Consider the following 12,100-nt stretch of genomic DNA (forward strand, 5'->3'; position numbering starts at 1 on the left):
TCGTATGGTTCAATCACAGCAAGGTGAATTGGACTCATTAAATAACCAAATTGCTCAGATCGATCAAACGGCAACAGAAGTAGTGCCACTAACACTTAAAATGATCGATGCACTCGATGAGTTTGTGACTCTCGATCTGCCTTTCCAGAAAAAAGAACGTAATAAACGTGTCCAAGAACTGCGTCGTCTCATGGATCGCGCCGACGTAACGACTTCTGAGAAATTCCGTAAAGTGATGGAAGCCTACCAAATTGAAGAAGGCTTCTCTCGCTCAATTGAATCTTACAAAGCTAGCCTAGATAGAAATGGGGAAACCGTGACTTACGATTTCCTACGTATTGGTCGCACGGCGCTTTTATTCCAATCTCCAGACGGTGGTGAGACAGGTATGTGGAACCAACAAACACGTCAATGGGAAACATTACCGGAAAGCTACCGCATAGCGGTACAGCAAGGCCTTCGAATCGCGAAGAAGCAAGCGCCACCAGCGCTAATCAAATTGCCTGTATATGCTGGGGAGGAATAAGAGATGAAAGGATTCAAAACTCTAGCCGTTGGTCTACTAGCGAGCTTATTTATGGCTTCAGGCGTACAAGCAGAAACGCCTAAAAACCTATCTGAACTACTCAAAAACGTAAAATCAGAAAGCATCGTTGAGTCAAAAGAGAACAAAGCCCGTGAAGCTGAGTTCAAGAACAACCGAGATAAGCAAGCAGCATTATTGCAACAGGCTCGTGAAGAGCTAGCTTCACAGCAAGCACTGGGCGATCAACTTAAAGCGACATTTGATGAAAACGATAAGCAGCTGACTGAACTAACAGAAACCTTACGTGTTCGCTCTGGTACTTTGGGCGAAATGTTTGGTGTGGTCCGCCAATATGCGGGCGAGTTTAAAGGCTTATTTGCAGCCTCTCAAAACGCAGTTCAGTTCCCAGAGCGTGACGCGCTACTAACGAAACTGGCTGAAAGTAAAGAACTGCCATCAACACAAGAGCTAGAAGCATTCTGGCATACCATTCTTCAACAAGTGGTTGCCTCAGGCGAGACAGCAACAACCCAAGCAACGGTTGTTTATGGCGAAGGTAAAGAAGCGGTTCGCGATGTTACTCTTGTCGGTGAATTTAACGCGATTGCCGATGGTAAGTACGTTACTTATGTACCTCAAACAGGTAAGTTCGAAGAACTCTCTCGACAGCCTCGCACCAATATTACACGTCATGTTGCGGGCTTTGAGTCAGCGTCAAACAGCTATGAGCCACTGTTTATTGACCCATCCCGTGGTGTAATTCTGTCTCTACTTGTACAAAGCCCAACCGTTCAAGAACGTATTGATCAAGGTGGCATTGTAGGTTACGTCATCCTTGGTATGGGTGCAGTTGGCGCTATCATTGCTCTAGTTTGCTTCCTACGCCTTCAAGTGATTGGCGGTAAAATGCGTAAGCAAGCGAAATCAGAAACCGTGATTCCTGGTAACCCTCTGGGTGAAGTTATCCAAGCTTACCAAGAACACAAAGGTGACAACCTTGAAGATCTGGAAGCGAAACTGGACGAAATCATCCTACGTAACGCACCGAGCATTGAACGCTTTATCAGCTCAATCAAACTGTTCGCTTCTGTTGCACCACTTCTAGGTCTACTGGGTACGGTTATGGGTATGATCGGTACGTTCCAAGCAATCACACTATTTGGTACAGGTGATCCTAAGCTAATGGCTGGCGGTATCTCTGAAGCACTTGTTACTACGATGCTTGGTCTGGTTGTCGCAATTCCTCTACTGTTCCTGTACACCATCGTACACAGTAAAGGTCGTCGTTTGGTTCAAACTCTTGAAGAACAGAGTGCAGGCTTCATCGCTCGCTATCAGGAAAAACTACATAAAGCCGAAAGCTAAGGAGGCGTTATGTGGTGGTTAGTTGGAGAACTTGAATCAATTAGGCGCTTCTTGGGAATGGGTGGCGATGTACTCGTCGCCATCTTCATCCTCAGCTTTATGCTTTGGGCAGTATTGTTAGAACGTTGGTTCTATTTTGCTGCCGTCGCTCCAAAAGCCATGAAAAAAGCCGTTGGCTCATGGCAGGGGCGATCAGAGCACCAGAGCTGGAACGCTAAGATGATCCGACAAGAAATTGTTTCTCGTCAGGACATTGAGAATAAAAAGGGCCTGCCAATCGTGAAAGTGTTGATTGCGCTTTGTCCCTTACTGGGTTTGCTCGGCACCGTTGTTGGCATGATCCAAGTATTCGACATCTTAGCGGTAACAGGAACAGGAAGCCCTCGAGCAATGGCCTCGGGGATCTCAAAGGCAACAATCCCAACGTTAGCCGGGATGGTGGCTTCTCTATCAGGACTGTTCTTTAGTTCACGTCTTGATCATTTAGCCAAAGTCACAACGCAAAAGCTGGAAGATAAGCTAAAGCATATTGCCTGAGTAAATGGAATTAGAGGTATAGGTCATGAAAAGACGCTATAGCAGTGATAGCAGTGATGAAACCGCTATCGATATGACACCGATGCTCGACATCGTATTCATCATGTTGATCTTCTTTATCGTAACAACATCGTTCGTAAAAGAAGCTGGTCTAGAAGTAAACCGCCCGACGGCAAGCTCTGCGCAAACCGTGAAAAAAGGTAACATCATGGTCGCAGTTGGTGCGGCGGGTGATGTTTGGGTTGATAAACGCCGCATCGAAGTGGACGCGGTTCGCGCGAATATTGAACGTCTTCGTGCAGAAAGCCCTGATGGCGCAGTTGTTATCCAAGCCGACACAGAAGCAAATGCTGGCGTAGTCGTGAAGGTTATGGACCAGATCAAAATGGCAGGTGTAGAAAGCATCTCCATTGCCGCAACCAATAAGGATTAAGCTTATGCGGTATCTGGCCTCAATTGCACTGGCGCTCATTGTCTCCCTCGGGTTGTTCTGGGGGATGGACAAGCTAGTAAACAAAGAGCGCCACGAGTTAGTGTCGAATGATGACCTGCGTATGGTCGAGTTTATTCGCATTAAACCAGACGAAAAAATACAGGAGAAAAAACGCGAACTTCCAAAGCCACCACCGCCTAAGCGTCCGCCGCCGCCGCCAGAAATGAAAGTGACAGCGACAGTAAAACCGGTGATGGAGCAGACCCCAATGGATATGCCAAAGCTTGACCTACCCGTAAATGTTACAGGTGGTTCGGTGCTTGGACATTATAGCCAGGGTGGAGGTGCGCAACTCGCGGGTAGCGGAGGTCCAACACCTCTAGCGACATTCCAACCTCAAATGCCTAGGAAAGCTGCGAAAGCAGGAATAGAAAAAGGGGTCGTCTTATTAGAGTTTACTGTCAACGCACGTGGTGCCGTAGAGGACATCAAAGTTCTTAAAGAGCAACCACGACGCTTAGGCCTCGGTCGAGCGGCAAGAAAAACAGTCTCTAAATGGACATTTAAACCAAAATTGGTTGACGGGAAACCTGTTAGCTCGCGCCTATCGCAAGAAATAGAGTTCTCAACCAATTAAGGAGTCACGATGAAAAGTTTATGGAAAAGCAAAGTGGCTTCTTTAATTCTCTTCGTAGGAGTGGCAATGGCCGCTCCTACGATGGCAAAAGAAGCTCCTCAGTTATCAGATCGGACATTTCGAACCGTTAACAAAGTGCAAGAGTTGATCGCAACTGAAAAATATTCAGCAGCGAAAGAAAAACTAGCAAGCGCTTTAGAAAGCACAAGTTCGAAAAAATACGACCGAGCAGTTTTACTTCAGCAGACTGGCTTTTTGTATTCGCTACAAGACAATTATGTGCAAGCAGCAAAATACTTTGCCGAAGCATTACAGCTCGACGCACTTCCCGTTCCTGTTGCTCAACAAGTTCGCTACAGCTTGGCTCAGCTTTACCTAGCTGAAGAAAAGTATACGTTGTCTGTAAAAACGATGAAGGAATGGTTCAAGGTTGCAGAAACAACCAAAGAGAAGCCTCAAGCTCATGCTTATATCACGTTAGCGAGCGCTTATGTTCAGTTGGAAGATTACAAAAATGCAATCCCACCAACCAAAAAAGCCATCGCGATGAGCAAGAGCCCAAGTGAGTCTTGGTACTTAATTCTCGTTGCATCTCACTACGAGTTAGGCCAGCTGAAAAGCGTTGCCAGTGTACTCAAAACTCTGACTTCAAAGTACCCTCAGAAAAAGCGTTACTGGATGCAACTTTCTGGTGTCTACATGGAGCTAGGTCAAGAACGCAACTCTCTAGCCACCCTAGAAATGGTTTACAAAATGGGGAAACTAGAAGGAGAGAAGGAATATTTACGCTTTGTAAACTTCTTGGCTTATCAAGGTATTCCATATAAAGCAGCCAAAACTCTTGAAAAGGAAATGGCAGCTGGAAACATTGAAAAGACGAAGGAAAACTATGACCGCCTAGCCAGTTTCTGGCAGCAAGCTAAAGAGCTAGATAAATCAATTCTCGCTTATAAAAAGTCATATAACCTCGCTCCTTCTGCTAAAACGCAAATTCAGATTGCTCGCTTAATGATACAAGACAAGCAGTATTCTGAAGCAACTCGTTTTGTAGAAAGCGCGGCATCCAGTGCCTCTAAAGAGCAAAAGGCAGAACTTGAATACATTCGCGGGATGGCCTATTTCGAGCTTAAGCAACCACAAAAGGCCTTACAGGCAATGAAAGGTGCGGCTCAATCGCCAAAATTCAGGTCAACCGTTAGCCCTTGGATAAATTTCCTAGAGTCTCAAGGATAATTCGAAGATTAAGTGTGAGTCAGTCGCACGCCTGGGGAAGTGAAAGCTTCCCCTTTTTTCCGTTTTATCATTGTTAACCCCTATTTTTAACCAGAGTCACTCACGCAAGCCAAATCGGGACTCTAAACCTAAAATCAGCACACTAAACGGTTGTAGAAATGGTTTTAATAACAGAGTGCGCGGATGGTAAGTCCTGTGCCACGCTCCTTCTTCGCTGTTTAGGAACACTCTGCCGTAAGTAACTATTTCATCTGGGACAATCACAGACAGAAAGATCAACTGGTAACAAAATAGAGATCATGATACTCTTCGCCTCCATTTTTCTGGCGGGATTATCACCAAGATCCACTCCTTTGGTGGTTGATTTCTCAATGCCAGTGCTATCGTTATAAGAATGTCGAACTTTCCTTCGGCACTCAATCAATCCAATCAAAAGTGGAACAGTACAATGGGCAAAGGTACTCTCTATATCGTATCTGCACCTAGCGGCGCAGGTAAATCTAGCTTGATCTCAGCGATGTTGGAACGCAACCCAACCTACGCAATGAAAGTGTCTGTGTCTCACACCACGCGCAACATGCGACCTGGTGAAGAAAATGGTGTCCACTACCATTTTGTAGCGAAAGATGAGTTTGAAGCCCTGATCGCTAAAGGTGACTTCCTAGAATACGCAGAAGTGTTTGGTAATTATTACGGCACATCTCGTGTATGGATTGAAGAAACACTAAATAAAGGTATCGACGTTTTTCTAGATATCGACTGGCAAGGCGCACGCCAAATCCGTGAACAAATGCCAGAAGCCAAAAGCATCTTCATCCTGCCACCATCAAACGGTGAGTTAGAGCGCCGCTTGAACACTCGTGGTCAAGATAGCGATGAAGTGATCGCAAAGCGTATGGCTGAAGCCAAGTCGGAAATCTCTCATTACAACGAGTACGACTACGTGATCGTAAACGACGATTTTGATACCGCTTTGATGGATTTTAAAGCTATCTTGCGTGCTGAAAGATTGAAGGAAGAAAAGCAAGCTGCTAAATATAAAGGTATGCTTGACGCGTTGTTAGCAGAGTAACTTCAAAAAAGTCACGCTGTAAAACATAAAGAATTTCCCGTTTTTTGCCCAGTGCGAAAAACACGATAAACTACCTGAGAAAGTCCACAAACGGTGGCTTGTCTAATTGCTAGTAAATAAAGTAGTTAGGTTGTATACTTTCTCGTCATTCTAAAATTTTAGTTAACTATTTGGAGTCCTCATGGCACGCGTAACTGTTCAAGACGCTGTTGAAAAAGTTGGCAACCGTTTCGACCTAGTACTGATTGCGGCTCGCCGCGCTCGTCAAATGCAAACTGGCGGTAAAGATGCACTAGTGCCAGAAGAGAACGATAAGCCAACGGTTATCGCTCTACGCGAAATCGAAGAAGGTTTAATTACTAAAGAAGTTCTAGACGCTCGTGAACGTCAAGAACAGCAAGAGCAAGAAGCGGCAGAGCTAGCGGCAGTAAGCAGCATCGCTCACAACCGTTAATTCTGACTTTAGAATTCAACAACCTCCCGGGCCTATAATTTGTATCTATTCGATAGCCTCAAAGACGTTGCCCAAGAATACCTAACAGAGCCTCAGATTGAGGCTCTGCGTCAATCTTATGTGGTAGCGAGAGATGCCCATGAAGGGCAAACCCGCTCTAGCGGTGAACCATACATCATCCACCCTGTCGCTGTGGCTCGTATCTTGGCCGAAATGCGCCTTGATATCGAAACCCTCCAAGCTGCTTTGCTGCATGACGTCATTGAAGACTGTGATGTAACTAAAGAAGATCTCGAAGAGAAATTCGGCAACACTGTCGCAGAATTGGTTGATGGTGTATCTAAACTGGACAAACTCAAATTCCGCGATAGGAAAGAGGCTCAGGCTGAGAACTTTCGTAAGATGGTTCTGGCCATGGTGCAAGATATCCGCGTCATTCTGATCAAACTGGCTGACCGCACGCATAACATGCGTACGCTTGGCGCGCTTCGACCAGATAAAAAGCGTCGTATTGCTCGTGAAACGTTAGAAATTTACGCGCCCCTCGCTCATCGTCTTGGTATTCACAATATCAAAACCGAACTCGAAGAGTTGGGCTTTGAGGCGCTATATCCCAACCGCTACCGCGTACTGAAAGAAGTGGTTAAAGCCGCACGTGGTAATCGTAAAGAGATGATCCAACGCATTCACAGCGAAATAGAAGGCCGTCTGCAAGATTTTGGCTTGAATGCTCGCGTCGTTGGTCGTGAGAAAAACCTGTTCTCTATCTACAACAAGATGAAAACCAAAGAACAGCGCTTTCACACCATCATGGATATCTATGCGTTCCGAGTCGTTGTTGATACCGCTGATACTTGTTATCGCGTTTTAGGCCAAGTACACAGCTTGTATAAGCCACGTCCTGGTCGCATGAAAGATTACATCGCGGTACCAAAGGCGAACGGCTATCAATCGCTACACACTTCCATGGTTGGCCCACACGGCGTACCTGTTGAAGTTCAGATCCGTACTGAAGATATGGATCAAATGGCGGACAAAGGTGTCGCGGCACACTGGTCTTACAAAGACAAAGGTGACAAGTCTGGTACCACTGCGCAAGTGAAAGCTCAGCGTTGGATGCAAAGCCTGTTAGAGCTACAACAAAGCGCGGGTAACTCATTCGAATTCATTGAAAACGTAAAATCCGATCTTTTCCCAGATGAGATTTACGTCTTCACACCAAAAGGTCGTATCGTTGAACTACCTTTAGGCGCAACGGCTGTCGACTTTGCCTATGCCGTACATACCGATGTAGGCAACTCTTGTGTTGGTGCTCGTGTTGATCGTAACCCTTACCCATTGAGTAAGGCATTGAAAAACGGTCAGACAGTGGAAATTATCAGTGCCCCTGGTGCGCGTCCGAATGCGGCATGGCTGAACTATGTCGTGACTTCTCGTGCCCGCACTAAGATTCGACAAGTACTGAAAACGATGCGTCGTGAAGAGTCGATTACTTTAGGTCGTCGCCTACTTAATCACGCACTTGGCCGTCACTCGATTGATTCAATTTATCCAGAAAATATCCAAGAAGTCTTGAATGATCTTCGCCTAGAAAGCATCGATGATTTATTGGCTGCTATTGGATTGGGTGAGTTGATGAGCATTGTGATCGCACGTCGTCTCCTTGGTGACACCGAAGAGCTCACGACAACAAGTTCAATCCCAACGGACTCGAAGAAGAAGCTTCCGATTCGTGGCGCAGAAGGCTTATTGCTGACGTTTGCAAATTGTTGTCATCCTATCCCAGATGATCACATTATTGCTCACGTATCGCCTGGTCGTGGTTTGGTTGTTCACCGAGAAACATGTCCGAACGTTCGTGGTTATCAGAAAGAGCCAGACCGTTATATGGCTGTCGCTTGGTCTGAAGACTACGATAAAGAGTTCATTGCTGAACTTAAAGTCGACATGCTTAACAACCAAGGTGCTCTTGCAGAACTTACCAACGTGATCTCGAAAACAGGATCAAACATTCATGGCCTTTCAACGGAAGAACGTGATGGTCGTCTATACACTGTGACTGTGCTGTTGACGACGAAAGATCGTGTCCACCTTGCTGGTATCATGCGTAAGATTAAGGCAATGCCTCAAGCAACCCGAGTCAGACGCAGAAAGAACTAACCTCTATCGCCACCTACTCTGTTAGGTGGCGATTTTTTATACCTCAATAAATATGAACCTAGAACGTTACAACCGTATTCACCAAGTCCTAAAAACTCGCCAAACTGATCTGACACTTTGTCTCGAAGAAGTACATAAGCCAAACAACGTCTCTGCTGTGATCCGCACCGCTGACGCGACAGGCTTACACAAAGTTCACGCAATTTGGCCAGACAAAATGCGTACGCTGAGCCATACCTCAGCTGGCGCGCGTAACTGGGTTGAAGTGGATACTCACGATTCGATTGAAACTGCGATTACCGAACTCAAAGCGCAAGGTATGCAGGTTTTGGTGACCAATCTTTCGGACACCGCCGTCGATTTTCGCGAGATCGACTACACCAGACCAACGGCAATCATTTTAGGCAGTGAAAAAGTTGGCGCTTCGGAGCAAGCCAAACAGCTTGCCGATCAAGACATTATTATCCCAATGGTGGGCATGGTGCAGTCACTAAACGTATCGGTTGCCAGTGCCGTAATTTTGTATGAAGCGCAACGTCAACGTGAAGCCGCAGGCATGTACGACCGAGAAGAAAGCGCTCTGCCTAAAGAGACAATCAACCGTATTCTCTTTGAACGTGGTCACCCAGTGCTGGCAAAGGTCGCGAAACGAAAAGGGCTCGTTTACCCACCACTCGATGAAGAAGGTCAAATCATCGCCGATGACGCGTGGTGGCAAGAGATGCAAAGCAAGTAACAGACTTTCGTCATCCTGAACGGCGGCGAAGGAGCGTGGTTCAGGATCTAATTCTCAAATATACAGATGCTGATAGTGTTAACTTCAGCGACATACTTGTTGGAAATAGAATCCTGATGTCGCTAAAGCTCCTCGGAATGATAGGTTATCAGTCAAATCATGACACTAACTAAAGCATGACTATTTTTTCCTGTACAAAAACACAGCTCCATGGTTAACATACTGCTATGTTAACCATTTTCTTGAGCCCTCTATGTCCGCCCAAATGTTATCTGCCGTCCCATTAACCTCCCTTTCTGGAGTTGGCGCGAAAGTCGCAGAAAAACTCGCCAAAGTTGGCTTACATAGCGTTCAAGATTTGCTGTTTCACCTTCCGTTACGCTACGAAGATCGTACTCGTATTTACCCTATTGCCAAACTGCATGCTGGCCTTTGGGCGGCAGTGCAAGGTAAGGTCATGGCAGTCGACACCATCTTCGGTAAGCGCAAAATGCTAACGGTAAAAATCAGCGACGGTAATGGCACTATCACGCTGCGCTTTTTCAACTTTACCGCAGCCATGAAGAACAATTTCACGCAAGGTAAGTTAGTACATGCTTACGGTGAAATTAAGCGCGGTGGCATGGGTTGGGAAATTGTTCATCCTGACTACAAGTTTTACGTCAGCGAGCAAAAGCCCGATGTAGAACAGAGCTTAACCCCTGTTTATCCCACCACCGATGGTTTACGCCAAATCACATTACGCAACCTTACCGAACAAGCTTTAGCCCTGCTTGATAAAACCGCAGTGCAGGAATTACTTCCAGCGGGGTTGTATGACCATCAAATCACGATGTCGCAAGCGCTGCACACCATTCATCGCCCACCACCAACCATTAATTTAGATGAGTTTGACGAAGGCAAACATCCTACCCAAATCCGCTTGATCATGGAAGAATTGCTCGCACAAAACTTATCGATGCTGGCGGTGCGTAGCAAAGGTCAGAAGGATTCAGCGCTACCTCTCGGTCCTTGTCATAAACTAAAAACGCAGCTTTTAGCCCAACTGCCTTTCTCTCCTACAAACGCTCAAACCCGAGTAGTACAAGAGATTGAAGCCGATCTAGAAAAACCGCACCCAATGATGCGATTAGTGCAAGGCGATGTTGGTTCGGGGAAAACGTTGGTTGCCGCTTTGGCCGCTGTTAGAGCCATTGAGCATGGCCATCAGGTGGCACTCATGGCGCCAACCGAACTATTGGCCGAGCAACACGCTATCAACTTCGCAAACTGGTTTGAAACCATGGGCATTCAAGTCGGTTGGTTAGCGGGCAAACTCAAAGGTAAGGCAAAGGAAGCCGAGCTGGCTCGTATTGCCAGTGGTGAAGCGCAAATGGTAGTGGGTACTCACGCGCTATTCCAAGAGCACGTTGAATTTCATCACCTTGCTTTGGTCATCATTGATGAACAGCACCGCTTCGGTGTCCACCAACGTTTAGAGCTGCGTGAGAAAGGTGCAAAACAAGGCGCTTATCCACATCAGCTCATCATGACAGCAACGCCTATTCCTCGCACCTTAGCCATGACCGCTTACGCCGATCTGGAAACTTCCGTGATTGACGAACTACCACCGGGTCGAACGCCGATTCAAACCGTTGCTATTCCTGATACAAAACGTGACGACATCGTCGAGCGTGTCCGAAATGCCTGCTTAAACGAAGGCAAGCAGGCATATTGGGTGTGTACCCTGATTGATGAGTCGGAAGTATTAGAAGCGCAAGCCGCGGCAGATACCGCAGAAGAGCTTCAACGTAAGCTACCGGACGTAAAAATTGGTCTAGTACACGGACGAATGAAGCCGGCAGAGAAACAAGCGGTGATGCAAGATTTCAAAGACAATAAACTGCATTTGCTGGTCGCAACGACAGTGATTGAAGTTGGTGTGGATGTGCCAAACTCTAGCTTGATGATCATAGAAAACCCTGAACGTCTTGGTTTGGCACAATTACACCAGTTAAGAGGTCGCGTGGGCCGAGGTTCCGTTGCTAGCCATTGTGTGCTGCTGTACCACTCTCCGCTGTCAAAAACCGCGCAAAAACGTCTCGGAGTACTACGTGAAAGTAACGATGGCTTCGTCATTGCGCAGAAAGACCTAGAAATTCGTGGCCCTGGTGAACTATTGGGTACAAAGCAGACAGGTCTTGCTGATTTCAAAATCGCAGACTTAGTTCGAGATCAGCGCCTGATTCCCGCAGTTCAGCGCATTTCGCGTCATATTCATGACAATTACCCGTCTAACGCAACAGCGATTATCGATCGCTGGTTGGGTGAGCGGGATATTTACTCCAAAGCGTAATGATTGAAAGCGAGCCAAATGGCTCGTTTTTTAATGCGCCAAAAACAAAGCAAACGTTTGCTTTTTGAGTGAATCTCTCTATAATCGCGCACAAATTTTTAAGTGTGTTAGATCACACTCCACCAACCTGAGTTGACTCTGATTAACAGCAATCACAGGTAACGACGTCAACTCCACCCTGCTCTCCCATTCAGCGAGAACTAGGGAAATATTGCGACTAGCGAGACAAACAATGACAACTTCAAACCGATCTTCGGAACTGGTCTATCAACTCAACGATCGACCACCTTTGCCTCAAACCATTTTTGCCGCACTTCAGCACTTATTGGCGATGTTCGTTGCGGTGATTACACCTTCATTAATCATTTGCCAATCTTTGGGCGTTCCGGCCGATCAAACCAACACCATTATCAGCATGTCTTTATTTGCGTCAGGCGTGTCTTCGTTTATTCAAATTCGCACCGTTGGCCCAATTGGCTCTGGTTTGCTCTCTGTTCAAGGCACCAGCTTTAACTTTTTAGGTCCTATTATTGGAGCAGGCCTATCGCTGAAAGCCGGTGGAGCAGACATCAGCACCATGATGGCTGCCATTTTTGGTACGATTTTAGTCGC

General features: G+C 46.4%; 12 protein-coding genes. All 12 read left to right on the forward strand.

The features are described 5' to 3' along the window. Positions 1-526 (forward strand): DUF3450 domain-containing protein (locus IQR33_RS28215; protein WP_193844263.1); only part of this gene is annotated, 526 nt, incomplete at its 5' end. A gap of 3 nt (positions 527-529) precedes the next feature. Then, positions 530-1,891, forward strand: a complete 1,362-nt coding sequence (locus IQR33_RS28220) for a MotA/TolQ/ExbB proton channel family protein (protein WP_193837236.1) — start codon at positions 530-532, stop codon at positions 1,889-1,891. 9 nt (positions 1,892-1,900) lie between these two features. Then, positions 1,901-2,428, forward strand: coding sequence for a MotA/TolQ/ExbB proton channel family protein (locus tag IQR33_RS28225; protein ID WP_005379363.1), 528 nt, complete (start codon positions 1,901-1,903; stop codon positions 2,426-2,428). 25 nt (positions 2,429-2,453) lie between these two features. After that, positions 2,454-2,861, forward strand: a complete 408-nt coding sequence (locus IQR33_RS28230; protein WP_005379359.1) for an ExbD/TolR family protein — start codon at positions 2,454-2,456, stop codon at positions 2,859-2,861. A 4-nt stretch (positions 2,862-2,865) separates the two neighbouring features. Further along, entirely contained in the window at positions 2,866-3,498 is a 633-nt protein-coding gene (locus IQR33_RS28235; RefSeq protein WP_005379353.1) for an energy transducer TonB, read from the forward strand. Between the two features lie 9 nt (positions 3,499-3,507). Next, positions 3,508-4,731, forward strand: a complete 1,224-nt coding sequence (locus tag IQR33_RS28240) for a tetratricopeptide repeat protein (protein WP_193837237.1) — start codon at positions 3,508-3,510, stop codon at positions 4,729-4,731. A 448-nt stretch (positions 4,732-5,179) separates the two neighbouring features. Next, positions 5,180-5,803: a guanylate kinase gene (gene gmk / locus IQR33_RS28245; RefSeq protein WP_005379347.1), complete on the forward strand. Its 624-nt coding sequence runs from the start codon at positions 5,180-5,182 to the stop codon at positions 5,801-5,803. A 181-nt stretch (positions 5,804-5,984) separates the two neighbouring features. Beyond that, complete coding sequence (gene rpoZ / locus IQR33_RS28250; RefSeq protein ID WP_005379346.1) at positions 5,985-6,257, forward strand: DNA-directed RNA polymerase subunit omega; 273 nt, start codon at positions 5,985-5,987, stop codon at positions 6,255-6,257. A gap of 39 nt (positions 6,258-6,296) precedes the next feature. Beyond that, positions 6,297-8,417 carry a bifunctional GTP diphosphokinase/guanosine-3',5'-bis pyrophosphate 3'-pyrophosphohydrolase gene (spoT, locus tag IQR33_RS28255; protein ID WP_005379340.1) on the forward strand — a complete coding sequence of 707 codons (2,121 nt, stop codon included), beginning with the start codon at positions 6,297-6,299 and terminating at the stop codon, positions 8,415-8,417. Between the two features lie 52 nt (positions 8,418-8,469). Then, a complete protein-coding gene (gene trmH, locus IQR33_RS28260) occupies positions 8,470-9,153 on the forward strand; it encodes a tRNA (guanosine(18)-2'-O)-methyltransferase TrmH (RefSeq protein WP_017635001.1) in 684 nt (227 codons plus the stop codon). Between the two features lie 253 nt (positions 9,154-9,406). Then, the gene (recG, locus tag IQR33_RS28265) at positions 9,407-11,488 is read left to right on the forward strand and encodes an ATP-dependent DNA helicase RecG (RefSeq protein WP_193837238.1); all 2,082 of its coding nucleotides are present in this window, start codon (positions 9,407-9,409) and stop codon (positions 11,486-11,488) included. 232 nt (positions 11,489-11,720) lie between these two features. Then, on the forward strand, positions 11,721-12,100 hold a 380-nt coding region (locus tag IQR33_RS34740), incomplete at its 3' end, for a solute carrier family 23 protein (RefSeq protein ID WP_322631809.1).

The organism is Vibrio sp. OPT46 (assembly GCF_015163535.1).
GTDB lineage: Bacteria > Pseudomonadota > Gammaproteobacteria > Enterobacterales > Vibrionaceae > Vibrio > Vibrio alginolyticus.